Source organism: Aeromonas sp. 601027 (assembly GCF_049174455.1).
Classification (GTDB): domain Bacteria; phylum Pseudomonadota; class Gammaproteobacteria; order Enterobacterales; family Aeromonadaceae; genus Aeromonas; species Aeromonas veronii_A.
Genome location: NZ_JAAKTN010000002.1, coordinates 273,983 through 298,716 on the forward strand (window position 1 = coordinate 273,983; position 24,734 = coordinate 298,716).

Annotated in this window: 20 protein-coding genes; 8 read left to right on the forward strand and 12 right to left on the reverse strand. The window is 60.6% G+C overall.

Annotated features, from left to right (window positions below):
* Positions 1 to 371 precede the first annotated feature (371 nt).
* The 3 genes from cadB to pdxY all read left to right on the forward strand — a co-directional run bounded on the left by cadB (position 372) and on the right by pdxY (position 4,870).
* Complete coding sequence (gene cadB, locus G5193_RS05045; protein ID WP_033136539.1) at positions 372 to 1,706, forward strand: cadaverine/lysine antiporter; 1,335 nt, start codon at positions 372 to 374, stop codon at positions 1,704 to 1,706.
* A 77-nt stretch (positions 1,707 to 1,783) separates the two neighbouring features.
* Positions 1,784 to 3,916, forward strand: a complete 2,133-nt coding sequence (locus G5193_RS05050; RefSeq protein ID WP_042055201.1) for a lysine decarboxylase CadA — start codon at positions 1,784 to 1,786, stop codon at positions 3,914 to 3,916.
* A gap of 93 nt (positions 3,917 to 4,009) precedes the next feature.
* Positions 4,010 to 4,870 carry a pyridoxal kinase PdxY gene (pdxY, locus tag G5193_RS05055; protein ID WP_421205199.1) on the forward strand — a complete coding sequence of 287 codons (861 nt, stop codon included), beginning with the start codon at positions 4,010 to 4,012 and terminating at the stop codon, positions 4,868 to 4,870.
* Between the two features lie 76 nt (positions 4,871 to 4,946).
* Here pdxY and G5193_RS05060 read toward each other — a convergent pair whose 3' ends face one another.
* Entirely contained in the window at positions 4,947 to 5,384 is a 438-nt protein-coding gene (locus tag G5193_RS05060; protein ID WP_421205201.1) for a PliI family lysozyme inhibitor of I-type lysozyme, read from the reverse strand.
* Between the two features lie 58 nt (positions 5,385 to 5,442).
* Entirely contained in the window at positions 5,443 to 7,476 is a 2,034-nt protein-coding gene (locus G5193_RS05065; protein WP_216978232.1) for a M13 family metallopeptidase, read from the reverse strand.
* Between the two features lie 180 nt (positions 7,477 to 7,656).
* On the opposite strand from G5193_RS05065, the gene tilS reads away from it, so the two are divergent.
* Positions 7,657 to 9,015, forward strand: a complete 1,359-nt coding sequence (gene tilS / locus G5193_RS05070; protein WP_421205204.1) for a tRNA lysidine(34) synthetase TilS — start codon at positions 7,657 to 7,659, stop codon at positions 9,013 to 9,015.
* Positions 9,016 to 9,098: 83 nt separating this feature from the next.
* Here tilS and G5193_RS05075 read toward each other — a convergent pair whose 3' ends face one another.
* Positions 9,099 to 9,995, reverse strand: a complete 897-nt coding sequence (locus G5193_RS05075) for a GGDEF domain-containing protein (protein ID WP_421205206.1) — start codon at positions 9,993 to 9,995, stop codon at positions 9,099 to 9,101.
* A 118-nt stretch (positions 9,996 to 10,113) separates the two neighbouring features.
* On the opposite strand from G5193_RS05075, the gene G5193_RS05080 reads away from it, so the two are divergent.
* Positions 10,114 to 12,066 (forward strand): monovalent cation:proton antiporter family protein, encoded by a 1,953-nt coding sequence (locus tag G5193_RS05080; protein WP_227342126.1) that lies wholly within the window; start codon positions 10,114 to 10,116, stop codon positions 12,064 to 12,066.
* A 28-nt stretch (positions 12,067 to 12,094) separates the two neighbouring features.
* Here the strand turns inward: G5193_RS05080 and G5193_RS05085 are convergent, their stop codons facing one another.
* From G5193_RS05085 to G5193_RS05100, 4 genes are all read right to left on the reverse strand, one after another.
* Positions 12,095 to 13,240: a patatin-like phospholipase family protein gene (locus tag G5193_RS05085; RefSeq protein ID WP_005347843.1), complete on the reverse strand. Its 1,146-nt coding sequence runs from the start codon at positions 13,238 to 13,240 to the stop codon at positions 12,095 to 12,097.
* A 111-nt stretch (positions 13,241 to 13,351) separates the two neighbouring features.
* Positions 13,352 to 14,230, reverse strand: coding sequence for an alpha/beta hydrolase (locus G5193_RS05090; protein WP_421205208.1), 879 nt, complete (start codon positions 14,228 to 14,230; stop codon positions 13,352 to 13,354).
* A gap of 71 nt (positions 14,231 to 14,301) precedes the next feature.
* The gene (locus G5193_RS05095) at positions 14,302 to 14,883 is read right to left on the reverse strand and encodes a helix-turn-helix domain-containing protein (RefSeq protein ID WP_320656595.1); all 582 of its coding nucleotides are present in this window, start codon (positions 14,881 to 14,883) and stop codon (positions 14,302 to 14,304) included.
* Positions 14,884 to 14,970: 87 nt separating this feature from the next.
* Positions 14,971 to 15,615 (reverse strand): response regulator transcription factor, encoded by a 645-nt coding sequence (locus tag G5193_RS05100; RefSeq protein WP_033115787.1) that lies wholly within the window; start codon positions 15,613 to 15,615, stop codon positions 14,971 to 14,973.
* A 171-nt stretch (positions 15,616 to 15,786) separates the two neighbouring features.
* Between G5193_RS05100 and G5193_RS05105 the strand changes: the two genes are divergently transcribed.
* Positions 15,787 to 16,413, forward strand: a complete 627-nt coding sequence (locus G5193_RS05105; protein WP_421205210.1) for a glutathione S-transferase — start codon at positions 15,787 to 15,789, stop codon at positions 16,411 to 16,413.
* Between the two features lie 75 nt (positions 16,414 to 16,488).
* Here G5193_RS05105 and G5193_RS05110 read toward each other — a convergent pair whose 3' ends face one another.
* The 5 genes from G5193_RS05110 to G5193_RS05130 form a co-directional block, all read right to left on the reverse strand.
* Positions 16,489 to 18,600: an alpha-amylase gene (locus G5193_RS05110; RefSeq protein WP_421205212.1), complete on the reverse strand. Its 2,112-nt coding sequence runs from the start codon at positions 18,598 to 18,600 to the stop codon at positions 16,489 to 16,491.
* A gap of 229 nt (positions 18,601 to 18,829) precedes the next feature.
* Positions 18,830 to 19,996: a hypothetical protein gene (locus tag G5193_RS05115; RefSeq protein WP_213392343.1), complete on the reverse strand. Its 1,167-nt coding sequence runs from the start codon at positions 19,994 to 19,996 to the stop codon at positions 18,830 to 18,832.
* Positions 19,996 to 20,367, reverse strand: a complete 372-nt coding sequence (locus G5193_RS05120; RefSeq protein WP_005338463.1) for a GtrA family protein — start codon at positions 20,365 to 20,367, stop codon at positions 19,996 to 19,998. Before G5193_RS05120 ends, G5193_RS05115 begins: the two co-directional genes overlap by 1 nt.
* Entirely contained in the window at positions 20,364 to 21,383 is a 1,020-nt protein-coding gene (locus G5193_RS05125) for a glycosyltransferase family 2 protein (protein ID WP_058056731.1), read from the reverse strand. The genes G5193_RS05120 and G5193_RS05125 overlap by 4 nt, the downstream gene beginning before the upstream one ends.
* Before the next feature lie 55 nt (positions 21,384 to 21,438).
* The gene (locus G5193_RS05130; RefSeq protein WP_041202288.1) at positions 21,439 to 21,984 is read right to left on the reverse strand and encodes a hypothetical protein; all 546 of its coding nucleotides are present in this window, start codon (positions 21,982 to 21,984) and stop codon (positions 21,439 to 21,441) included.
* Positions 21,985 to 22,300: 316 nt separating this feature from the next.
* Here G5193_RS05130 and G5193_RS05135 point away from each other — a divergent pair, with 316 nt between their 5' ends.
* Both G5193_RS05135 and G5193_RS05140 read left to right on the forward strand, forming a co-directional pair.
* Positions 22,301 to 23,065 (forward strand): substrate-binding periplasmic protein, encoded by a 765-nt coding sequence (locus tag G5193_RS05135; protein WP_129504524.1) that lies wholly within the window; start codon positions 22,301 to 22,303, stop codon positions 23,063 to 23,065.
* Between the two features lie 92 nt (positions 23,066 to 23,157).
* A complete protein-coding gene (locus G5193_RS05140) occupies positions 23,158 to 24,642 on the forward strand; it encodes a L,D-transpeptidase family protein (RefSeq protein WP_421205215.1) in 1,485 nt (494 codons plus the stop codon).
* Positions 24,643 to 24,734 lie beyond the last annotated feature (92 nt).

Sequence of the window (24,734 nt, forward strand, 5' to 3'; positions counted from 1 at the left end):
CAGGGTGATGGTCAGCTGGGCGTTCGGATGGTTACAAGGGGAGGGGGCGCAATGGGCGCTGCTTTATCCCGGGTTTATCTGACCAAAAATATCAAGACGGCGAGATAAGGGGGTTATCAAGGGGCAAAAACGGGTTGGCCGGATATCAAGGTTTTATCAAGAGGGCTGTGTGATGTGATGTCAATTTACTGTTTTTAAATGGTTTTTATCAAAAGTGACGAGGCGGCGAAAAAAGTTGCCTCATATTTTTATCCGTTAGCTGGTCTTTATGTTTTCCGGGGATGAGAGGCCTAGTCTGTGCCCATTCTTTGGCGGGGCGTTCCGCCAAATGTGTATGTGACGACCCGACCTTTTATAGAACCGGAGATCTTATGTCCCTCGATACGAGCAAGAAGATTGGCCTTATCGCCTGTACAGGTGTGGTGGCCGGCAACATGATGGGGAGTGGTATTGCGCTGCTGCCTTCGGCACTGGCCACCATCGGCTCCATCTCTGTCTTTAGCTGGGCAATCTGTCTGGTAGGCGCCATGGGCCTCGCCTTTGTCTTCGCCCGCCTTGCTACCAAGAACCCGCAAGAGGGTGGCCCCATTGCTTACGCTGGCGAGATCTCTCCGGTGTTCGGTTTCCAGACCGGTGTGCTCTATTACCACGCCAACTGGATCGGTAACCTGGCCATCGCCATTACCGGCGTCTCCTACCTCTCGGTCTTCTTCCCCATTCTCAATAGCCCAATTCCGGCCGCCGCAGCCACCATCGCTGCCGTCTGGATCTTCACCTTCGTCAACCTGCTTGGCGGTAGCTGGGTGAGCCGACTCTGTACTCTGGGTCTGGTGCTGATCCTGCTGCCAGTTGTCGGTACAGCGGTGATGGGCTGGGGTCATTTTGATGCCACTGTCTACAGCCAGAACTGGAACACCACCAGCGGCAGCGACCTGCATGCGGTCATCAGCGCCGTGCTGATCTGCCTCTGGTCTTTCGTCGGTGTTGAATCTGCCGCCGTCTCTTCCGGCATGGTGAAGAATCCCAAGCGCACCGTACCGCTCGCTACCATGCTGGGTACCGGTATCGCCGGTGTTATCTACATCCTCTCTACCCAGGTGATCAGCGGCATGTTCCCGGCCGGTGAAGTGGCTGCCTCCGGCGCCCCGTTTGCCATGGCCTCTTCCGCCATCTTCGGTAGCTGGTCTGCACCATTCGTCTCTGCCTTCACCGCCCTGGCCTGCTTCACCTCGCTCGGTTCCTGGATGATGCTGGTGGGCGAGGCGGGCAAGCGTGCCGCCAACGACGGCAACTTCCCGAAAATCTATGGTGAAGTGGACAAGAACGGCGTGGCCAAGAAGGGTCTGATCCTGGGCTCCCTCAAGATGACTGCCCTGATGATTGGCCTGACCGCCTTCACCTCCCAGTCCGCCCACGCTGCCGACCTCTTCAATGTGCTGACCACAGATGCGGTGTTGCTGACCATGCTGCCCTACTTCTACTCCAGCATTAACCTGATCCGCTTTGAGGGCATGACCTCCCGCAGCATCGGCGCCATGATCTTCTCCGGTGTGGCCTGTGTCTTCTGTCTGGTGGCCCTGATGGGCGCCAAGGGTTCCAACCTTACCGCTACCTTCGTGGTGTCGCTCATCATCCTGATGTTCTACGCCAAAAAACAGGGTCTGCGTCAGCACGACGCCCTGCTCAACGAGCAACCCAGCAACTAATTCCCCCTTTTATCTTCCGAGCGCTCTTCACTCACCATCCCTGATGGAGAGCGCCCCTTTACGTGTGGAGCATTACGATGAATATCATTGCCATCCTCAACCACCTGGGCGTTTTCTTTAAAGAAGAACCCATTCGCCAGCTACAAGCCTCCCTCGAGCGCAAGGGTTTCGAGGTTGTTTATCCGGTAGACGTCGCCGACCTGCTGAAACTGATCGAGAAGAACCCCCGCGTTTGCGGCGCCATCTTCGACTGGGACAAATACTCTCTGGGCCTGTGCAAGGAGATCCATGATCGCAACGAGAAGCTGCCGATCTTTGCCTTTGCCAACGACCAGTCCACCCTGGACATTCACCTGACCGACCTGCGTCTGAACGTGCACTTCTTCGAGTACCGTCTCGGCATGGCTGACGACATCGCCCTCAAGATGGGTCAGGCCACTCAGGAGTATCAGGACGCTATCCTGCCGCCGTTCACCAAGGCACTGTTCAAGTACGTGGAAGAGGGTAAATACACCTTCTGTACGCCGGGTCACATGGGCGGTACCGCCTTCCAGATGAGCCCGGCTGGCAGCATCTTCTATGACTTCTATGGCCCGAACGCGTTCAAGGCCGACGTCTCCATCTCCATGCCGGAGCTGGGCTCCCTGCTGGATCACTCCGGTCCGCACAAGGAAGCCGAAGAGTACATCGCCCGTACCTTCAACGCCGATCGCTCCTACATCGTTACCAACGGCACCTCCACTGCCAACAAGATCGTCGGTATGTACTCAGCGCCAGCCGGCAGCACTGTGCTGGTGGATCGCAACTGCCACAAGTCGCTCACTCACCTGATGATGATGAACGACGTGACCCCGATCTACTTCCGTCCGACCCGCAACGCCTACGGCATTCTGGGTGGTATCCCGCAGAGCGAATTCAGCCGCGACACCATAGCTGCCAAGGTTGCCGCGACACCGGGTGCCCAGGCTCCCCGTTACGCCGTCGTTACCAACTCCACCTATGATGGTCTGCTCTACAACACCGGCTTCATCAAGGAAGCGCTGGATACTCCTTACATCCACTTCGACAGTGCCTGGGTGCCTTACACCAACTTCAGCCCGATCTATGAAGGCAAGTGCGGCATGAGCGGTGAAGCGATGCCGGGCAAGGTGTTCTACGAAACCCAGTCCACCCACAAGCTGCTGGCGGCCTTCTCCCAGGCCTCGATGATCCACATCAAGGGGGACGTGGAGGAGGAGACCTTCAACGAAGCATTCATGATGCACACCTCCACCTCGCCGCAGTACGGCATCGTGGCCTCTACCGAGATCTCTGCTGCCATGATGCGTGGCAACACCGGCAAGCGTCTGATCAAGGACTCCATCGATCGCGCCATCTCCTTCCGCAAAGAGATCAAGCGTCTGCGTGATCAGAGCGAAGGCTGGTTCTTCGACGTATGGCAGCCGGACAACATCGACACCGTCGAGTGCTGGAAGCTGGATCCGAAAGATGACTGGCACGGCTTCAAGGACATCGATGACAACCACATGTACCTGGATCCGATCAAGGTCACCCTGCTGACCCCGGGTATGGGTCGTGACGGCCAACTGCTGGAGAAGGGCATTCCTGCTTCACTGGTCTCCAAGTTCCTGGACGAGCGCGGCATCGTGGTCGAGAAGACCGGCCCCTACAACATGCTGTTCCTCTTCTCCATCGGTATCGATCAGTCCAAGGCGATGCAGCTGTTGCGCGCCCTGACCGAGTTCAAACGTGGTTATGACCTGAACCTGACCATCAAGAACATACTGCCGAGCCTCTATCGTGAAGACCCGAGCTTCTACGAAGGGATGCGCATTCAGGAGCTGGCGCAGCGCATTCACGAGCTGACCAGCAAGTACCGTCTGCCGGAGCTGATGTTCAAGGCGTTCGACGTACTGCCGGAGATGAAGATGACTCCGCACGCCGCATGGCAGCAAGAGCTGGCCGGCAACGTGGTGGAAGTGCCGCTGCGTGACATGGTTGACCGCATCAGCGCCAACATGATCCTGCCGTACCCGCCGGGAGTTCCGTTGGTACTGCCGGGCGAGATGGTGACCCAGGATTCTCTGCCGGTGCTCGAGTTCCTCGAGATGCTGTGCGAGATCGGTGCCCACTACCCGGGCTTCGAGACCGACATCCACGGCCTCTATCGTCAGGCCGATGGCAGCTACACCGTCAAGGTGCTGCGTTAATCGACAGTGACAACAGTCGAAAGTGACAACAACGGGCCGCAAGGCCCGTTTTTCCCTCCGGAATTCCTGTTCTTATTGCGTGAGTCGCCAATCATGAAGCGAGTGCTCTCCATTCAATCCCACGTAGTCTTTGGCTGTGCCGGCAACAGTGCCGCCGTTTTTCCCATGCGTCGCCTCGGGATCGAGGTGTGGCCGATGAACACGGTGCAGTTCTCCAACCACACCCAATACCGCGAAGGCTGGCAGGGGATGGTGATGCCCGGCGGCCATATCCGTCAGCTGGTAAACGGCCTGGCGGAGATCGGTGTGCTGTCCGAGTGCGATGCGATCTTGAGCGGCTACCTCGGCTCGGCCGAACAGGGGGAGGAGATCCTGGCGGCGGTGGCCCGGCTCAAGGCGCTCAATCCGGCCGCCCTCTATTTTTGTGACCCCGTGATGGGTCACCCCGACAAGGGGTGCATAGTGGCACCCGGCGTCGCCGATTTTCTGAAAACCAGGGCACTGGCCTGCGCCGATATGCTGGCTCCCAATCTGCTGGAACTGGAACAGCTCACCGGCCGCGATATCCGCAATGTGCCGGAGGCCATCGAGGCGTGCCAGCAGCTGCGCGCGCAAGGGGTCAAGCTGGTGATGGTCAAGCATCTGGGCAAGGCCGGTTTTGCCATGGACCGCTTCGAGATGTTGCTGGTGTGCGAGGAGGGCGCGTTTCACCTCTCCCGCCCACTCTACCCTTTTGCCCGCCACCCCATCGGGGTGGGGGATCTGCTGAGCGCCACCATGCTGGCCAATCTGCTGGCCGGTTGTACCCCGGTAGCGGCGTTTGAGCTTACCAACGCCAGCGTGGATGCCGTGCTGGCCCGCACCTGGCTGGCGGGAGCTTACGAGCTGCAACTGGTGGCGGCCCAGCACGAGATGGCGCTGCCGCAGGTCTCCATTCGGGCGACCCGCCTCTGAGCTGGTTACGCCAACAGCAGAAACAACAAAGCCCTGATCATCAGGGCTTTTTATATTTCAGATTCGGGGAGAGGGCTTAGTCCTGCGGGCTTTTGAGCGCCTTGACCACATCCTCTTTGGGCTCCAGCTCCTTGACCTGATTGAAGATTTCCAGCTCCCCTTGCGGGCTGACGGTGTAGGCATCGGCATCCTGATAGCTGCCGCTGCCAGCGCTCTCTATGATGACCACCAGCTCGGGCTGCTTGTCGCCATTCAAATCGATCAGTTTCAGCTCCCGGATAAAGCCGTTGCGAGCCATCACCTTGCCATCCTGAAACTCATCCAGTGGAAATTGGGCGTTCTGGCCCGAGTAGAGCCGCACGTCATAGCTGCCGATGGAGGCTGGCTCACCGGCCCCCTGCGCCACCCGGATCACCTGCCCGGAGGGGAGGGTCAGTTGCTTGCTAAATGCCTCTTCGGCCTGTGCCGCCAGCGGCAGGGTCAGCAGCCCTGCCATCATCAATGCTCTGTTCATCTTGCAACCTCTTGCTGTCTGTTGAGTGCGGGCACCCGGGGAGCCCGCCGTGATGCTGTTACCAGATCTTCACCCGTTTCTGGGGCGGCAGATAGAGTTTGTCCCCCGGCTGGATGTTGAATGCCTCATAGAAGGCGGGAATGTTCGGCACCACGCCATTGACCCGGTACTCGGGCGGCGAGTGGGGGTCGGAGCGCAGCAGCATCTGCATCAGCTCGGGGCGATACATCCCCTTCCACACCTGCGCCCAGCCGAGGAAGAAGCGCTGTTCGCCGGTGAAGCCGTCCAGCACCGGCGCCTCCTTGCCATCCAGTGACAGCTCGTAGGCCTTGTGGGCGATGGTGAGGCCACCCAGATCACCGATGTTCTCCCCCAGGGTAAACTGACCATTGACGAACTGGCCGTTGATGGGCTCGAAGCGGTTGTACTGGGCCACCAGACGGCTGGTGCGGAAGCGGAACTCCTTGAGATCTTGCGGTGTCCACCAGTCGCGCATCATGCCGTCACCGTCGGATTTGGCCCCCTGATCATCAAAACCGTGGCCCATCTCGTGGCCAATGACCCCGCCGATGGCGCCGTAGTTGACCGCATCATCCGCCGTCATGTCGAAGAAGGGGGGCTGCAAGATGGCCGCCGGGAAGACGATCTCGTTGTTGCTCGGGTTGTAGTAGGCGTTCACCGTCTGGGGCGACATGTGCCACTCGTCCCGGTCGACCGGTTTGCCGAGGCGCGCCAGACTGTCTGCGTATTCAAAGGCTTGCGAGCGTTGCAGGTTGCCCACCAGATCATCCGGTTTGATGGTGATGGCGCTGTAATCCTTCCACTTGTCGGGGTAGCCGATCTTGGGGCGGAACTTGGCCAGCTTCTCGAGTGCCTGCGCCTTGGTCTCGGGCGACATCCAGTCGAGCTCCTTGATGCTCTGGCCGTAGGCGGTGCGCAGGTTCTCCACCAGCAGCTCCATCCGCTCCTTGGCCGCTGGCGGGAAGTAGCGGGCCACATAGAGCTGGCCGACCGCTTCACCCAGATGATCGTTCAGCACCCCGAGCGCCCGCTCCCAGCTGGCCCGCTGCTTGGGCGTGCCGCTCAATGTGGTGCCGTAGAAGGCGAAGTTGGCGCGGTCGGTCTCGCTGTCAAGATAGGGGGCGTAATCGGTCAGCAGTTGCCACTTGAGGTAGGCCTGCCAGTCGGCGATGGGAGTCTGGGCCATCACCTGATCCAGCGCGCTCAGATAGGTCGGCTGACCGATAATGAGCTCCGGCTGGCCAGCAATGCCTGCGGCATTGAGATAAGCCTGCCAGTCGAGATGGGGGGCGAGGCGTGCCAGTTCGCTGGCGGGGCGCTTGTTGTAGTTCTTCTCCCGATCCCGCAGGGCCACGTTGTCCCACTGGATGGTGGCGAGCCGGGTTTCGAGGGCCAGAATCCGCTTGGCCTTGCCGCTCGGGTCAGATTCCCCGAGGCGGCTCAGCATGGCGGCGATATGCTGCTGGTACTTCTGGCGCAGGGCCTGACTCTCGGGATCCTGCTTGAGGTAGTAGTCCCGATCCGGCAGTCCCAGTCCACCTTGATAGAGGTAGACAGCATAGCGGTCGGGGGACTTGGCATCGGCGTCGATCCAGATGCCAAACGGCGCGCCGCCGCCCATGCGGCCACTTTGGGCAAAGGCGCGGGCCAGCGCGGCCTGATCACCGATCCGGTCGATATCGGCCAGCGCCGGTGCCAGCGGGGTGAGCCCCTTGGCATCGCGGCCTGCCTGATCCAGATAGCTGGCGTAGAGATCGCGGATCTGCTGGGTCGGCGTGCCGGTGGCGGCCTCCTGCTTGGCCAGCCCCTCGACCAGCACCCGCACATCGGCGAGGGATTTGTCCCGCAGCATGTAGAAGGCGCCATCGGCGGGGCGATCGTCGGGGATCTTGGCGGTGGCGAGCCACTTGCCATTGACGTAACGGAAGAAGTCATCGCCGGGTTTGACCTGGGTGTCCATATTGGCCAGCGCCAGCCCGGAGTGTTTGGGGGAGTCTTGCGGTACCTGACTGCAGCCAGCCAGCAGGGCCAGTCCAATCAGGCCGGCCAGTAAGCTTTTCTTATTGTTCATCTTGTTTGATTCCAATTCCGATTGTTTGCTTCCCTGCCCATCTTCCTTGCTCCAACCGGTTATACGACCGCCTTGCGGCCAGCCTGGTGGAGAGGGCGGGCGAGCCTCACTCTAGCAGCAGTGTTGCAGCTTGATAAGCCCGACTCTGCTAAGATCGGCCGGTCCGTTTTGGGGAAGCCTATGATTTCTCATCTTTATTCTCGCTTTTGTCTGACTATGCCAGCGCCGGAAGGTTCCACCGGTCTGCTGGTGGCCTTCAGTGGCGGCCTCGACTCCACCCTGCTGCTGGTGCTGGCGGCGCAGTATGCCCGCGAGCACAGCCTGCCACTTCGCGCCCTGCACGTGCACCACGGCCTCAGTCCCCATGCCGATGAGTGGGTCGCTCATTGTGAAGCCGTGTGTCAGCAATTGGCGGTGGAGCTGCTGGTCGAGCGGGTAACCCTTGCCCGTGGCAATGGCGAGAGTCTGGAGGCGCAGGCGCGCACCGCCCGTTACCAGCGGCTGACTGCCCGGATGCGGGAGGGGGAGTGGCTGCTCACCGCCCACCATCAGGACGATCAGCTGGAAACCCTGCTGCTGGCCCTCAAGCGCGGCGCCGGTCTGCGCGGGCTGGCGGGGATCCTGCCAAGCCAGCCCTTTGCCGGCGGCCTGTTGCTGCGCCCGCTGCTCGATATGAGTCGCGCCGAGCTGGGAGAGGCGGCGGCGAGCCTCCCCTTTGGCTGGGTGGAGGATGAGAGCAATCTGGACGTGAGTTATGACCGCAACTTTTTGCGCCAGACGCTTATCCCCCAGCTCAAGGCGCGCTGGCCCGCCATGGCCCAGACCGCGGCGCGCAGCATGGCCCTGTGCGCCGAGCAGGAGGCGCTGCTGGATGAGCTGGCCGAGAGTGACTGGCAGCTGGCGGGCGAGGGGGAGGCGCTCCATATCGGTCCGCTGCACGCCCTTTCACCCACCCGGCGCAACAATCTGCTGCGCTACTGGATCCGCCGGCAGGGGGGCGAGATGCCATCCCGTGAGCAGCTTGCCCGGCTGTGGCAGGAGGTCGCGCTGGCGCGCGGCGATGCCAATCCCCAGCTCAACTGGGGGCGCCAGAGCTGTCGCCGTTATCAGGAGCGGCTCTATCTGGTGAGCCCTGACCTGCAACCCTGTCATCAGGTATTGCCGCTGACCGTGGGTGAGCCGCTGACCCTGCCGGACGGGTTGGGCGAGCTGGTGGTGCGCATGGCGGAGCACGGCGAGGGGCTGCTGCGTGCCCCCCGAGCGGATGAGCCGCTCTCGGTGCGTTTTCAGGTGGCGCCCGGGATCCCCCTCAAACCGGTGGGGCGAAGCGGCAGTCGGCGGATGAAGAAGCTGCTGCAGGAGTATGGCGTGCCTTCGTGGCAGCGGGGGCGCATCCCCATCCTTTACTATGGCGAGCAGGTGGCGGCGGTGGTGGGGCTCTTTGTTTGCGACGGCTTTATGGCTGAGGGAACTGGTCTGGTCTGCCACTGGCAGGGAAGCGGTACAGCCCCGGTTCTGCCCGAGCAGGATCTTGCCTGAGGTGATCGGTGTGAGCGGGGACCCCAAAAAAAGAAGCTCCGGTCACATGGCGTGCATGTGCCGGAGCAAAGAAGAGTTCGGGATTATTCGAGAAGGCCGGCTGAGCCGGCTTTTTTGCGAGCATAGAGGTGGTTGTCGGCCGCCTCGTAGAGGCTCGGCACATCGACCCCGGATTGCCAGCTGGCGGCGCCAAGGCTGCATCCGACCGAGAAGGTGCTGAGCTCCTTGTTGGTCATCAACATATGCTGCAGTCGCAGCCAGACCGGGCGCCACGCCTCGGGTTCGGCCGGTTGCAGCAGCAGGGCAAATTCATCTCCCCCGAGCCGGAAGGCTTGATCCGTGCTGCGGATGCACCCCTTGAGCAGCTGGGCGAAGCGGCTAAGCACCAGATCCCCCACTGGATGACCCCAAGTGTCATTGATCTGCTTGAAGCGATCGAGATCCAGCAGCACCAGTCCGTGGGGCTCGCGGCTATGCTGCTCGATGGCGCGGCCGATGGCTTCGTCAAAGTAGGAGCGGTTGCCAAGGCCGGTCAGGTGATCGAGCCGGACCAGCTGATCCAGTTTTTCCAGCCGCAGATAGAGGGGCAGCAGCAGGCAGAGCAGCTGATGGTATTGCATCAGTACCCGTTGCTGGCTGCCGCTCAGCGGGTGTTCCAGCTCGTAGTGGAGCTGGCCGAGCAGCTGGCCATGCTGACCGCGCAGCTCGAACGGATAGTTGTGCAGGTTGAGGGTGGCCAGCGGCGGGTGCTGGATCAGCACATGGGGCTGGCCACAATCGAGGTAGAGACCGTGGATCCTGACAATTCTTGCCGCACGATCGGCAAAAGTTGTCAGCAGACCGCCGAGATCGCTCTGCCCCAACAACTGCTCGAGCAACTGGTTGCGTTCAACGCTGGGCAACGGCGTGAGCCGCTCCATCTGGCGAACCCACTGCTCGATGCCATGGCTAAAGCCATTAAGTGACGACGTATTTTCCATGGTCTTCCACCTGTAACACCTGACTACTGTCTCCTCCCTGCAATTGGCATGCCCAATATATCTTTCCTGCCCGCCAGATCGGCTGACTAAGCTTAAGTCGATAAAAGGAGAGGGAAATTTGTACACCGACCTGTTGATCCTGCTGTTCGCCGCCGTGCTGCTGGTGGCAACTTTCCGGCGCCTCGGCTTGCCGGTCATCCTTGCCTACCTGATTGCCGGCGTCTTGCTCGGCCCCCACGGACTGGCGGTGATCACCGGCCAGTCGATCATGCAGACCATTGCCGAGCTGGGGATCGTCTTTCTGATGTTCTCGCTGGGGCTGGAGTTCTCCCTGCCGAAATTACTGGCGATGCGTCGGTTGGTGCTGGGGGTGGGGATGTTGCAGGTGCTGCTCACGTCACTGCTCTTCTTCGCCATCGGCTGGTGGTGGGGGCTGGGTCTGGCCCAGTCGTTGGTGGTGGCGGGAACGTTGGCACTCTCCTCCACGGCTGTGGTGATCAAGCAGCTCGGCGAGCAGAAGCAGCTCCATACCCGCCGCGCCCAGCTGGGGGTGAGCGTGCTGCTGTTTCAGGATCTGGCGGTGGTGCCCCTGCTGGTGATGATCCCTATCCTCGCCCAGCCGGAAGTGCAGGGCAGCGCCCTGGCCGCCGAGATCGCCTGGGCCACCCTCAAGGGGTTGTTTGCTCTCTTCACTCTGCTGGCGGTGGGCAAGTGGTTGCTGCCACTGCTGTTTCACGAGGTGGCGCGAGCCCGCTCCGACGAGTTGTTCGTGCTGAGTGCCCTGCTGGTGGCGCTGCTGGCTGCCTACATGACCCATTCGCTGGGGTTGTCGATGGCGCTGGGGGCGTTTCTGGCGGGGATGATGTTGGGGGAGTCCCACTACCGTCATCAGCTTGAGGTAGACATCAAGCCCTTTCGCGACGTGTTGATGGGGCTCTTTTTTATCACTATCGGCATGGCCATGGAGTGGGAGCTGGTGGCGCGGGCTTGGTGGCAGGTACTGATCTGCGTGGTGCTGCTGGTGCTGTGCAAATCCCTGCTGGTGCTGCTGGCCGGGCGGCTGATGGGGGAGCGCAAGCGCGACAGCATGGCCGCCGGCATCATGCTCAGTCAGGTGGGGGAGTTTGGCTTCGTGCTGCTGGCGCTGGCGCTCCACCACGGCTTGCTGGATCAACAACTGGTCTCCCTGCTGATCGGCATCGGCATCATCTCCATCGCCATGACCCCCTGGCTGGTGACTCAGGCCCATTCGCTGGCCCGCAGCCTGACCGACCCGGCGCTGCTTACCCGCTCCGAAGTCGCCCAGTCGGGCCTGAGCAAAAACCAGCACGTCATCATCGCCGGGTTTGGCCGGGCCGGGCAGACCTGTGCCCGCTTTCTCAAGATCGAGGAGATCCCCTTTCTGGCCCTAGACCTCGACCCCGAGCGGGTGAGCGAGGCCAAGCTGGCGGGGGAGCAGGTGGCCTTCGGCGACGCCAGCCGCCGCGATATTCTGCTGGCCGCCGGGTTGTTGCGGGCACGGCTGGTGATCATCACCTTTGATGATCGCAAGCGGGTGGAGGCGATGCTGGCACTGATCCGCGAACTGGCGGGGGATCTCAAGGTGCTGGTGCGCACCCGGGACGACAGCTTTCTGGAGCAGTACAAGCAGGCGGGGGCCTTCGAGGTGATCCCGGAATCCCAGGAGGGGGCCCTGATGCTGGTCTCCCACCTGCTGCTCAACTGCGATATCCCTATCGGCCGGGTGATCCGCCGGATGGAGCTGGAGCGCAGCAGCCAATATCGCTTCCTGCACGGCTTCTACTGGGGGGATCAGAGTGCCAGCAATCTGGAGGCGGATCAGCTGCTTGAACGTCTCCACCCGCTGTTTCTGCACGATCAGGCGTGGGCGGTAGGCCGTGAAGTGCGTGAGCTGCCGCTCGATGAGGTGCGGATCAAGGAGGTGCAGCGCGGGGATCAGAGTCTGGAACCCAGACCCGAGCTGGTGCTGGCAGCTGGCGATCGGCTGATCCTGTTTGGTACCGTGGTGGCGATGGAACAGGCGGAGCAGCGTTTGCTGGAGGGGCGCTGAGTCCCCTTGCACTCATCGGTTACCCCCTTTACTCCCGCTCTTTTGGTAGCCCTTCGATATCGAGGAAGGCGACGACCCGCTCCCGCTCCCTCAGGGTGTCCTGATAGCCCAGCTTGATCAGCTGCTGACAATAACCCGGATAGAACATCAAAAAGCTGGCCAGACTGCTGGTCTCATCCCCCTTCACACCCAGCACCCGCAACAGGCGGCGCAACTTTAGCGGCAGTTTGCGCAGATAGGCCAGTGCGATGGTGTCGAGATCCTGACTCGGTTTCAGCACACAGGTCTCCACCCGCTTCAGCTTGAGGCGATTGCGCTCCCGCTCAGGGATAAGATCCAGAGTCTGGTTGATGCGCCATAGCCGCTCCAGATCTGAGTTGAGGGTGTCGGTAAAGACCGTATCGAGCAGATGGCTGGCAATATTGGAGCTGGTGAGATGGCCGTGATGATGGGTCGGTGCCGAGTGGGCTGGCGGATCCAGGGTGATCAGCAGGATCCGCTCCGCCCCCAGATGGATGGCGGGGCTGAGCGGGCTCAGCTGGTGGATGGAACCGTCGCCGTAGAACTTCTCGCCGATTCGGGTGGCCGGAAAGACAAAGGGCAACGCCGAGGAGGCGAGCAGGTGCTCCGATGTAAGCACGGTGCGTACACCGCGCCGTCTGGCCCGCTCCCAAGGATGGTGGTCGGCTCGCCCCTGAAAGAAGGTGGTGGAGAGGCCGTCATCGTAATCCGACGCCGTGATGGCCAGCGCCTCCAGACTGCCGTAGAGGATGTTGTCATCGATGCGGTGATAGTCGATGAGCTGATCCAGCAGGCGGTGCAGCGGCGCGTTGTCAAAGAGGTGAAAGGCGTGGTTGGTGTGGGGATTGATCAGCCCCGCCGACCCCTCGTACATCAACCGCCACAGCAGGCGCCCGGGGTGAAAATCGAAGATGTGGTGAGTCTCGAAGCGGCGCCAGACCCACTCCAGCTTGCGTACCCCCAGATGGAAACAGGAGGCGTAGCAGGCGAGCGCGGTGACATTGATGGCCCCCGCCGAGGTCCCACACAGGATGGGAAAAGGGATGCCGAGATTGCGCGGGTAGAGCTCCGCAATCGCCTTGAGGGCACCGACCTGATAGGCGGCGCGAGCACCGCCACCGGTGAGCAACAACGCTGTATTGGGTCTGGCCATATGCTGGCGCCTTATTGTGTCCTGACAAGAATGTTCCCACTGACAAGTTAACTATAAGGCGCTGTATCAAATATAAAAACGGGCGCTCGCCCGTTTTTTCATGGCCCCATGTCAAAGGGCGCGGTGAGGATTTTCCGGCCGCGCCAGCTGATCGAAGGCGGCGAATACCGGAGCGCTGGCGAGGATGCGACCGTGGCCCAGTCCCCGGGTGCTCACCAGCCGGGTATGACCATCCTGACTGGCCCGCAAGGAATCGCCGTGCGGGGCAAATCTGTCCTCCTCGTCGTGCACTATCATCGCCGCGCCGCTGCGACTGGCGAGTCGGCTCAGCGGATCGACCGTGCTCAAGGGGTGCTGGTACTCCTGCTCAATCTCCTTGACCACCGCATCGAACAGCCGGATGGAGTAGCCGGAGCGTGCCACCATGCCGTATAGCTGGGGCACATAGTCGAGCACCGGCGAAATCAACAGCAGCGGCAGGGTATCGATTCCCGGCTGACGGCTGGAGAGGGTGACGGCGCCCCCCATGCTGTGGGCGATGACCCCGTGCAGTGGGCCTGCTTCGCTGGCCAGCTTGGTTGCCAGCTCGTCGAAGGCACGTACGAAGCGGGGTAGGTGGCCTGTGTTGCCTGCGCTCTGGCCGTGGGCCGGATGATCGTAGGCAATGGCGGTGAAACCCTGCGCGGCGATATGGCTCATCAGCGGATAGAACTGGCTGGCGCTGCCGGACCAGCCGTGCATCAGCAGCCACAGTGGTCCCTGACCGAGCCGATAGCTCATCAATACCCCTTCGCTGGTATGGACGGCCTGCTTCACCAGACCGGCAGGTTCGTGGCCACCCCGCTGGTTGCGCTGGGGGGTGAGCAGCAACTTGCTAGCGGTACGCTTGGCATGGGTGGGGGCGAGTCTGTGGTGCAACCGGGTGCCGATCCCCAGCAGCCATTTGCTCGGGCTGAAGCGGCGGGTGTTGAAGTAGATCTTGCTGCTCATGGTCATCCTGTGGTTTTTATGTTCGAACGGTCGTGCTTTTTTGTCGTTTTTAAAAAAGGATTGCCAGGAGATCAGCGCCAGCTGGCGAGCAGATCTTCCACTTCTGGCCAGAAGTGGCGGGCCGGATCCTGACACAGATTGAGGGCGTTGAACACCTGATCCGCCAGATAGAGGCCGTAGAGGCGGTAGACGGCACGCCAGGGATCCATTCCCTCGCGCCACTCCCCCTCCAGCTGTCCCTGTGCGACCTGACGAGCCAGATAGTCGAGCCAGAAGCGCACCAGCTGGCGGGCTGCCTGCTGTACCTCGCCCTCCTGCGCCGAAGTCCAGGCATCGAGAAACATGCAGCGTCCGGCAAAGCTCTGGTTCCAGGCCAGCCAGGCCTGCAGCAGGGCGATCAGCTTGTCGTGCTGGCTCTGGTGTTCCTGCTGGCGCACCGGCTGGATCACCCGCGCCCGAAACACCTCGGCTGCGTACTCCAGCACGGCGATCTGCAGATTGTCGCGAGAGTGGAAGTGGGCGAACAGGCCGCTTTTCGACATCTCGCAGGCATTGGCCAGCGAGCCGATGGTCAGGCTCTCCAGCCCTTGCTGGCTCGCCTGCTCGAAGGCTGTCTGCAAAATGTTTTCCCGGGTCAGGCGCCCCTTGCTCATCACGATCTCCTCATGGCTGGTGGCAGCATAAAGTACGATCGTGCTATTTGTCGAGCGGCAGATAAGTGGCGTGCTGGATGGGAGGGCTCAACCCTCCTTGATATCCATCTGCTGCAACGCGATGACCGCCTGAGTGCGGTTCTTGACCCCGAGTTTGCGGAAAATAGCTGTGATATGGGCCTTGATAGTGGCCTCGGAGACATTGAGCTCCCAGGCAATCTGCTTGTTGAGGCTGCCATCGCGCAGCATGATCAGCACCTTGTACTGCTGGGGGGTGAGGCTTGCCAGCTTGCTGGCGAAATCGGGGCCATCTTCCGATTCGGGATGGAGCGAGATCCCCTCCGGCACCCAGTTATCGCCCCCGATCACCGTATTGAGGGCGGTGACCAGCTCCTTCATTGGCGCCGATTTGGGGATGAAGCCGAGCGCGCCAAGGCGCAACACCTGCTGGATAATGGCAGGGTCTTCCGAGGCGGATACCACCACGACCGGTAGGTCGGGATACTGGCCGCGCAGGTGAGCCAGCCCTTCAAAGCCGTTGGCACCCGGCATCTTGAGATCGAGCAGCAGCAGGTCGACCTCCGGATGCTCGCCGAGGAGGTGGGTAAGGCTGTCGATGGAGTCCGCTTCCAGCAGATGGGCATCGTTGATGGCCATGTGCACCGCTTGATAGAGGGCGCCCCGAAACAGGGGGTGGTCATCTGCGATGACGATGGTAAATTGGCTGTCCATATCTCAGTTAATGGCTCACATGGTTGCTAACTGATTGTTTTGAAAAATCAAACTAGCATCGCTCACCAAGAGGGTCAAACCCGCCGGTGCGCAAATGTGAAGCGACCATCGGATGTTTTGCCATCAAGGGCAGACAGGCCGGTCGCAGGCAACTCATGCAGGAGGCAGCAGATGGGATCCTTGGTATTGGCGGTGGGCACCGGCTCCACCTGGGCGATGCGGACGGCACTGGTGCTCGCCATGAGCGGGCTGACGTGGCAGGAGCAGGTGTTCGATCTGGAGGATGCCAAGTCGCTGGCGCGGCTCAAGCGGCTGGCACCGGCCGGTCTGGTGCCCTGGCTCGAACACGATGGCGTGCGGGTTCACGACTCGCTGGCCATCGCCGAATATGTTCACGAGCTCTGTCCCGAGCGCCAGCTCTATCCGGTTTCGCTGGCCGAGCGGGCACTGGCTCGCAGTCTCTGCGCCGAGTTGCACGCGGGATTTCGGCAGATCCGTTCTCTGCTCCCCTTCTTTCTTGGGGCGCCAACCCGTATCGATCCTCCGGTGGAGGCGGTCGGCGAGCTGGCTCGCTTGCAGGAGATCTGGTCGCAGGCGCGGGGCCCCTTCTACTTTGGCGAGGTGGGCATTGTCGATGCCTTCTATGCGGTGATGGCCTATCGGCTGGCCAGCTACGGCATCCTGTTGCCCGGTCAGGCCGGAGCCTATCAGCAGGCACTGCTCTCTTGGCCTCTGTGGCAAGAGATGTTGGTCAAGGCGCGGTTGCAGTGGCCGGTGGCAGCGCGCCAGTCACAGTGAACCGTGGCAGATAGATAAACGAAAGAGGGGAGCCAGTGGCTCCCCTCTCTGTTGCTGGTGAATGTGGCTCAAGAGTTACTTCTGCCGACCGGCAAAGACCACCACCACCTTGTCATCCCCCTTCTCCCGCACGAAGGCGTAGGGTGCATCCGAGAGTTTCTGGTGACTGCCTGCCGCAATAGCCGGATGGGCGGCGCGGAACAGGCCCAGTTGCTGCCAGTGCTTGACCAGCTCAGCCTTTTCTCCGCTGGCCAGCTCCTGCCAGTTCATATCCGAGCGCAACGCCTGATCGAACACTCCGCCATCCTTGGCAAGCCCCCGGCCGGACTCGTCGCCATAATAGAGCTGGATGCCGCCCGGCAGCAGCATAAAGCTGTTGGCGACCCGGCGCTGTAGCGGCACATCCTGATAGTCGCCAAAGAACAGCTTGGTGTCGTGGGAGCTGATGTAGCTCAACACGTTGAACTCGGGATCCTGATTGATGCGGCTGGCGTAGCTGGCATAGGTGGGCTCGGCGCTGGCCATGCACTGGGCCTGTGACAGTGCGAACTCGCGCTGATAGTCGAAGTTGATCAGGGAATCGAAACCGTTCTGATACCAGAAATCCTTGGCCACCCCGTGATCCCACACCTCGCCCACCATGTAGAAGGGCAGATCGTCGAGGGCCTTGCTCGGGTTCGCAGTCTTCCACTCCTTGAGCGCAGCGGTGCCCGCCTGCTTGAGCTTGGCCCACACTTCGGGCTCCAGATGCTTGACTGTGTCGGCGCGGAAGCCGTCGATGCCAAAGCGGCGCACCCAGTCGGTGTGCCAGGCGATGAGATAGTCACTCACGGTAGCGTCGGGTAGCGCCTTGGCGAGGGTATCTTTTTTCGCGGCCAGCAACGGCGGCAGCCCTACCGGTTTGGTCGATTCGGTGAGAAAGTCCGGCAGCCCCGCCACCGAGCCGGTCACATCGTCGGTGCCGGGCTGCGGGTAGCCGGGCAGACCGGCACGCACCCAGTCACCGCTCCACCATTTGCTCCACGCGGGTGATTGATAGTCGATGAACTGGTTGTAGCCATGCCAGTTGAGGCCGCCGCTCGGGCGCCACTGGTTCCAGACGGTTGGCAGTTTGCTGCTGTTCTGGGTCAGTTCGGTGAGCCCCAGATCTTGCAGATCGGCGAGGGTGGCATAACCGGCGTGGTTCATCACCACGTCGAGGATGATCCGCATGCCGCGCTTGTGGGCCTCGTCCACCAGGGTTTTCAGGCTCTCTTCATCGCCGTAGTTGGGGTCAATCTTGGTGAAGTCGAGCGCCCAATATCCGTGGTAGGCGTAGAAAGGGAAGTTGCCCTGCTCGCCACCGCCGATAAAGCCGTGCACCTGCTCCACCATGGGGGTGATCCAGATGGCGTTCATGCCGAGGCTCTTGATGTAGTCGAGCTTCTCGGTCAGCCCCTTGAAGTCACCGCCATGCCAGGTGGCTACCTCATCCTGACCATCCTTCTGGCGGCCGAAGCTCTGGTCGTTGGCGGGGTCGCCGTTGTGGAAGCGATCGGTCAGCAGGAAATAGACGCTCGCCTGATCCCAGTTGAACGGTGCTGGCTTGGCTGCCTTGACAGACTCGAGCAGCAGCAGGCCGCCGCTCTCTTTACTCGGGGTCAGGGTCAGTTTGCCCTGTTTGACCACCGCCTCTTGTTTTGAGTAGGCATCCCTCAGTCGGGTACCGTCTGGCCAGACCCCTTTCAGGGATACCGTGACCGGGCCGCCATCCCAGCTGATGCAGGGCTCTTCTGGTGGCTGGCGCTTGAACTCGCTCTTCTTGGTTGCCCGCAGCACCTTGAGGCTGGGGGTATCCGGGTTGAAAGTGAATTGATACTCCCCTGCCAGCATCACCCGCAGGGTAAAGCTGTGATCCTTGCTGCATTTGTCCATGGGCTGGGCGGTGCCGAAGGGGAGCGGCTTGCTCTCGCTCGGGCCAAAGCTGGTGCCGCAACTGTTGCCTGCGTCGCTGATGCGGATCTGGTGGTTCCCCTTGGCAAGGGGATGGGTCAGCTCCACAGTGCCCTTGTCCAGTGCGATCGGAGTCGCCACCGGCTGACCATCCACATAGAGGTGAACCTCGGGGGCGGCCATCGCCTGTTGGGTGAACAGAGGGGCGGCCAGCAGGGCGAGCCAGAGAGGGGATAAGTAATGAGCACGACGCATAAGCCATTCCTTGAGCAGGGCAGTTCGGACAAGGGCCCATTCTAGGAGCAGCAAAGCGCGCCTTGGATCGGCAAAATGCCGATTTGTGACATCAGTTCAAATGGTTACGTTTTCAAGCCGAGGAAAGTGTGATGGGGAGGCGGTGGGGGTACGCTGTCGATAAAAATAGCGGCCATAAAAAATGCCGGTCAGGTGACCGGCATTTGGTGTATCAGGCATTGTCGTCACATCAGACGGTGAAGAACTTGAAGTTGACGAAGGCCACCGCGATGAAGGAGGCGACCATGCCGCTGATGCAGAGCACCGCCGGGCGGATGGCTGGCCAGCGATGGGTCAGCAGAATGATGGCCAGCAGGGTCGGGTAGAGCCCGAACATATAGCGCGGCATGGCGTTGAGGCCGGTCATCAGCGGGATGGTGCAGCAGATGAACATCAGGGTCGCTTCAGCCCAGCGCTTCTGGCTGAACAGGTAACCGTTCAGGCACCAGCCGAAGATCACCATGATGGAGAGGTAAGCCTTGCGGCCGCCCAGCTCGAAACCGCTCAGCCACCAGTCCAGCGGGCTGTCCATGTAGCGACCCCAGGCCACCTGAATGTGTTTGAAGGCGAAGGCATCGCCGGTCAGGTGATATAGGTAGACCATGTAGGCAAACAGGCCAAACGGGATCATCCAGAGGGTGAACACCACCTTGAAAGCACGCTCGGTAAAGCGGAAAAATTCCCGCCAGCCGTAAGCTTGCAGCGCCAGGATCAGCACCGGGAAGACCATCATCACCCCCAGGTTGCGGGTGGCGGAGATACAGACCCCCAGCACGGCCACCATTAGCCACTGCTCCCGATAGGCGAACAGGAACATCCCCAGCATCAGCGCCATAAAGGTCGACTCGGTATAACCGGAGACGAAGTAGGCGGAGAAGGGGGAGAAGGCGAGCAGCCAGACGCCAAAGCGGGCGGTATCATCCCCCAGCTTGAGCTGACGCAGCACCAGCAGCATCAGCGGCAAGCTGGCGAAGAAGGAGAAGTTGGTAACAATGATGAGGCCGATCAGGCTCTCGACATTGAACAGGTTGGAGATGGCACCGGAGACCATCGGATAGAGCGGCATAAAGGCCCAGTTGGCCGCATTGCCCTTGCTCAGCCAGCGTGGGTAGAGGTCGTAGCCGTTCTCGATGATGCGCTGGAACCAGACGCAGTCAAACTGACAATAGGCCTGCAGCGGGCCAATGTCGGGGGAGCCATAGAGCTGGACACCGAAGTAGCCCATGCCATAAAGGGCCACCCGGCTCAGCATGAAGGCGGCGATGATCATCAGCCAGTCACGGCCGCTGATGCGCAGTGACGGGCGATAGGGGAGTGCAGCCCCGGTTAGCGGGGCAGTATTGGTCATATCATTCATCAGGCAAAAACCCAGACGCGAGAGAGAACGTAAGTGAGGACGGTAACGGTCAGGGTGGCGATGACCACCGGCAGCAGACCGGATAGCCCCGCAAACAGCAGGCCGCTCAGGATCAGGTTACGCACCGCCAGCGAGAAGAGGGCAACCAGCAGAAACTTGCTGGCGGCTCCCTGCTTCTGGAAGGTGATGTAGCGGTGACCAAAGAAGGAGAACCAGAAGGCGATGGCAAAAGCCAACGTGGTAACCAGGTGCTCCGAGATGGTGGGCCAGGTATGAAACAGTGCGATGGAGGTGCCAAGGTCGACGAGGGTAGCCCCCCCGCCGACAAAACCGAAACGTACCAGCCGCCAGAATTCCTCGCGGGAGATCATTGAGGCGCTTGCTCCTGCTGCTCTTGCGGGTTGCTGTCAGCGCTCTGCGGTTTGGCCGCATCCTGCTTGGCATACTGGCCATAGACCCCTTCAATGAGGTAGACCGGGCGCTGCTTCACTTCCACAAACATGCGGCCGATGTATTCGCCGATGATGCCGAGCGACAGTAGTTGGATACCGCCGAGGAACAGCACCACGGACATCAGTGAGGCATAGCCGGGTACGTCGATGCCGAAGAAGATCACCTGGGTGATGATTTTCAGGATATAGAGGAAGGCAACCAGCGAGACGCTGACCCCCACATAGCTCCAGACCCGCAGCGGCCAGCTGGAGAAGCTGAGCAGACCGTCGAGGGCGAAGTTCCACAATTTCCAGTAGTTGAACTTGGTTTCACCGGCGTGACGGGCCGGGCGCTCGTAGGGGACGCCAACGGCACGGAAACCGGCCCAGGCAAACAGACCCTTCATGAAGCGGTTGCGCTCCGGCAGCAGCTTGATCGCCTCGACCACGCGACGGTCGATCAGGCGGAAGTCACCGGCGTTCTCCGGCAGCTTGGTGCTGGTGGAGAGGGCGTTGAAGAAGCGGTAGAAGCCACCGGCAGTCAGGCGCTTCATCGGGGTATCGGCGCTGCGATCGACGCGGATGCCGTAGACGGTGTCATAGTCACCGGTCTGCCACAGTTTAACGAACTCCAGGATCAGGGCGGGCGGGTCTTGCAGATCCACGTCCATCGGCACGATGGCATCCCCTTTGGCCTGATGCAGACCGGCGGTCAGGGCCGCTTCTTTACCGAAGTTGCGTGCCAGGTTGACCAGGGTCACGCGTGGGTCACGGGCGATGGCCTGCTCGACCACTTCACGGGTGCGGTCACGGCTGCCATCGTTAACGAATACAATTTCAAGCTGGTCTTTCAGCGGGGCCAGTTCGTTGTCTATCGCGTTGATGAAGGCATCGATGCTCTCTTCCTCGTTGTAAACGGGAACGACCAGAGAGAGTCGAAAATCTGGATGCGACATAAGAACGTCCTTATTTGGGATAGTTGTTTTTATAAAATGGTATTCGGGGCAAGGATCACTGGGCTACGGTCAAACGTACCGACTGCACATTGATGGGAGTAGGTGCCGAGAGCGCCAGAAAATTGGGGCGCTTGGGATCTGCCGTGAGCGAGTCGCCGGGCAAACTGAGGCGGATTTCGTTGATGCCCGCTTTGGCCAGTTTCACCGTGGTGGTGAAGTCGTGACCCAGCGCCACTTTCAACAGGGCACCGGCTTCCGGGCTGTTGATGCGGGCCTGTACGGTAAGCTGATCCGGATTGGCCGCCTGCTTGGGCAGCACAAAGTAGAGACCGCCCTGACCGCTGAGCAGGGTACCTTCGTCGCTCGGCTTCTTGGCCCAGCCTTCGCTGGAGAGGAAGCGGCTCGGCTTGGTCAGATTGAGCTCGTTACCCGGCTGATAGGTCATGCTGGAGTTGTGTTCCCAGAAGCGGGTTTTGCCTTCCAGATAATAGAGTTTGTAGGCCAGGCTCACGTTGGGGTGAGCAGCCAGATAGAGGGTGTAAAGATAAAAACCGCTTAACGCCAGAATGGCAGTCAAAAAACCGAACTTTTTGTACGTCATATCACTCTCTATGCCTGACAGAATGGGTAGGCCGATGTCGCGCATATGCTAATCCAATTGCAAAAAAAGCATAGTGGATCACAAAAAAATATTTGGTCACATATTAACCCCTTTTTACCCCTGTTCCAAACGTTGCTGTTTCCCGGTTAAACAGGTCTGGCGGGGCGCCGGTTGCCAATGGTGCTCCGGCAGGGCAATTGGCAAATAGACGTGCTTTGCTGCGTCATTTTCTAGCGGATGCGATAGTCATCTGGCCTCTATCGCCATTTTGCAGGGGGCGATTTATGATGACTCACTTATTCGTCAAGGATGACATATGAAGTGGATCTCTTGCTGTCTGTTGCTTGGATTATGGGCGCCAATGGCATTGGCCAGGGCCCTGTGTCCCGAGCCTATTCAGGTCGGTTACGATAACTGGCCCCCTTACCATTATTACGAAGCCGATTCACCGCAAGAGGTGCGCGGTTATGCCGCCGAGGTGCTGACGGCTGTGCTCACTTCCATGCACTGCAAGGTCAACTATGTGGAGCTGCCCTGGAAGCGGGTACTGCACGAAATGGAGCATGGCGAGATAGACATGGCGATGGAGGCGAATATCAATGATGAGCGCGCCCGTTATGCCTGGTTTTCCGACTCCTACAACCCGGGGCGCACCTTGCTGTGGATCCGCAAGGGCAGCCACTATCCCGAACAGGATCTGACGAGCTGGCTGGCCAGTGGTTACTCTCTCGGCGTTACCAAAGAGTACTTCTATGGTGAGGAAGTGATGTCGCTGCTCGCTCGCTATGCCAAACAGGTGAGTGCGGTGAGCGACCAGCAAAATTTTGAGAAGCTGGCCCGCGGCCGGATCGACGGTTTCCTCGGTGACATGCTGGCTACCCCCAGCGCCCTTAACAAGGAGGGGATGAGCGGTCTGTTCACCAGTCACCCCATGGTGGTATCTGAATCGCCAAGCTTCTTTATGTTGGGCAAGCGCAGCTTTTCGCCGCAGTTCTTGCAACAATTTAATCAGGCGTTGGCGCGGTTCAAGGAGACAGATGCGTATGACATTATCTGGCAGCGTTATGCCCCCGGGCGCTAGCAAAGTATTGGCCGTTCACGCATCATGAGCGGCCTGAGTATCGGGTCTGCTTGTCAGGCCCGACAGAGTGAACAAACCGTTTTGAGGTACCCATGGGGATGAAGTATTGGCTGGCCCTTGCCAATCTGGTGTGGCTGGGATGTTTGCCCGCTGGCGCGGTACATGCGACCGAAGCACAAGTTGTGGTGGCGGCCAGTGAAACCGGACACGACTGGTATCAGGGCAGTCAGGCCGAACAGGCCCGTGTCGAGCTGGAGCAGCAGTTGCAAGAGGCTGTGCTTGCCCAGCTGCATCCCGATTTTTTCACGCTGTGGAAGCGTCTGCAGGCCACCCATGCAGACAAGCGTGGTGCCATCTATGACGACATTTTTACCAAGCTGAGCCGTTTCCAGCACGCCTGGCGGGGGATGGATCTGGTCTCTCGCGAGCAGATGAAGACCCTCAAGCTCGATTTGAACCGCCCTGTGGTGACCCAACCCAGCGATGATGACCTGCTCACCCAGGTGAAATCCCTGCGCCCCCAGGTGGCGGAATACGAGGCGGTGCGAGCCAAAGTGCACAAACTGCTGGCGATGCCGATGGCCAGCAAGTGGCCGACCCTCGATATGCCGACCCTGCGTGCCGGAGAGAGCTCCGCCGAGCTTGGCCAGATCCGCGCCATGCTCAACGAGCTGGGCGACAGCGCCCCGAGCCATGGTGATCAGATTTACGATGGTGATACCGAGCAGGCCATCAAACAGTTCCAGCGTCGTCACGGTCTCACCGCGGATGGCATTATCGGTCGTCAGACCCGCTCCTGGCTCAATACCGGCCCGCAAGTGCGCGCCAGCTTGCTGCTGCGTAACCTGTGGCGTCGCGATCTGGTGGATCAACTCGCCGGTGGCCGCTATGTGTTGGTCAATATTCCCGACTACCGCCTGAGTGTGGTGGAGTCCGGCAACGAGGTGTTTACCAGCCGGGTTATCGTCGGCAAGGAGCAGCGTGCCACGCCCATCCTCGCCAGCGAAATTCGCTCCATCGTGCTCAACCCCTCCTGGCATGTGCCGCGCTCCATCCTGAGCAAGGACATCCTGCCCAAGCTGGGTCGGGATCCCGCGTACTTGAGTCGCGAGCAGTTCGAGGTGATCGACAGTGAGGGCAATCCGGTGCAGTTCACCGAAGAGGGGTGGCATCAGGCGCTGGCCGCCGGTTTCCCCTATCGCCTGCGGCAAAAGCCGGGGGATCACAATGCCCTGGGGCGCTACAAGTTCTACCTGCCCAACAATGATGCCATCTATCTGCACTCCACTCCGCGCAAGGCGCTGTTCGAGCAGGGGGCGCGCGCCTTCAGTTCGGGCTGTATCCGGGTGGAGCATGCCGACGATCTGGCCGAGCTTTTGCTGGCCGATTCCCGCTATCAGCCGGACAAGGTGGCCAATATCCTCAAGGAGAGCCAGACCAAATGGTTGCCGCTCACCACGCCGATCCCGGTCTTTACCGTCTACTGGAGCAGCTGGATCGACGAAAATGGTCGCCAGCAACTGCGCAACGATATCTACGGATTTGATCGGGTCAGCTTCCAGAGCCGCCTGCTGTGATCCCTGCCACAGAGTGAAAAGCCCGGCCTGTGCCGGGCTTTTCTATGGGCGATTGAGGTTTGACAGGGCCCCCTGCCGGAGGGTAGTTTCAA

Excerpts from the sequence above, each read along its gene's own strand:
- cadB (WP_033136539.1), top strand. The coding sequence starts at position 372 with ATGTCCCTCGATACGAGCAAGAAGATTGGCCTTATCGCCTGTACAGGT.
- G5193_RS05050 (WP_042055201.1), top strand. The coding sequence starts at position 1,784 with ATGAATATCATTGCCATCCTCAACCACCTGGGCGTTTTCTTTAAAGAA.
- pdxY (WP_421205199.1), top strand. The coding sequence starts at position 4,010 with ATGAAGCGAGTGCTCTCCATTCAATCCCACGTAGTCTTTGGCTGTGCC.
- G5193_RS05060 (WP_421205201.1), bottom strand. The coding sequence starts at position 5,384 with ATGAACAGAGCATTGATGATGGCAGGGCTGCTGACCCTGCCGCTGGCG.
- G5193_RS05065 (WP_216978232.1), bottom strand. The coding sequence starts at position 7,476 with ATGAACAATAAGAAAAGCTTACTGGCCGGCCTGATTGGACTGGCCCTG.
- tilS (WP_421205204.1), top strand. The coding sequence starts at position 7,657 with ATGATTTCTCATCTTTATTCTCGCTTTTGTCTGACTATGCCAGCGCCG.
- G5193_RS05075 (WP_421205206.1), bottom strand. The coding sequence starts at position 9,995 with ATGGAAAATACGTCGTCACTTAATGGCTTTAGCCATGGCATCGAGCAG.
- G5193_RS05085 (WP_005347843.1), bottom strand. The coding sequence starts at position 13,240 with ATGGCCAGACCCAATACAGCGTTGTTGCTCACCGGTGGCGGTGCTCGC.
- G5193_RS05090 (WP_421205208.1), bottom strand. The coding sequence starts at position 14,230 with ATGAGCAGCAAGATCTACTTCAACACCCGCCGCTTCAGCCCGAGCAAA.
- G5193_RS05095 (WP_320656595.1), bottom strand. The coding sequence starts at position 14,883 with ATGAGCAAGGGGCGCCTGACCCGGGAAAACATTTTGCAGACAGCCTTC.
- G5193_RS05100 (WP_033115787.1), bottom strand. The coding sequence starts at position 15,615 with ATGGACAGCCAATTTACCATCGTCATCGCAGATGACCACCCCCTGTTT.
- G5193_RS05105 (WP_421205210.1), top strand. The coding sequence starts at position 15,787 with ATGGGATCCTTGGTATTGGCGGTGGGCACCGGCTCCACCTGGGCGATG.
- G5193_RS05110 (WP_421205212.1), bottom strand. The coding sequence starts at position 18,600 with ATGCGTCGTGCTCATTACTTATCCCCTCTCTGGCTCGCCCTGCTGGCC.
- G5193_RS05115 (WP_213392343.1), bottom strand. The coding sequence starts at position 19,996 with ATGAATGATATGACCAATACTGCCCCGCTAACCGGGGCTGCACTCCCC.
- G5193_RS05120 (WP_005338463.1), bottom strand. The coding sequence starts at position 20,367 with ATGATCTCCCGCGAGGAATTCTGGCGGCTGGTACGTTTCGGTTTTGTC.
- G5193_RS05125 (WP_058056731.1), bottom strand. The coding sequence starts at position 21,383 with ATGTCGCATCCAGATTTTCGACTCTCTCTGGTCGTTCCCGTTTACAAC.
- G5193_RS05130 (WP_041202288.1), bottom strand. The coding sequence starts at position 21,984 with ATGACGTACAAAAAGTTCGGTTTTTTGACTGCCATTCTGGCGTTAAGC.
- G5193_RS05135 (WP_129504524.1), top strand. The coding sequence starts at position 22,301 with ATGAAGTGGATCTCTTGCTGTCTGTTGCTTGGATTATGGGCGCCAATG.
- G5193_RS05140 (WP_421205215.1), top strand. The coding sequence starts at position 23,158 with ATGGGGATGAAGTATTGGCTGGCCCTTGCCAATCTGGTGTGGCTGGGA.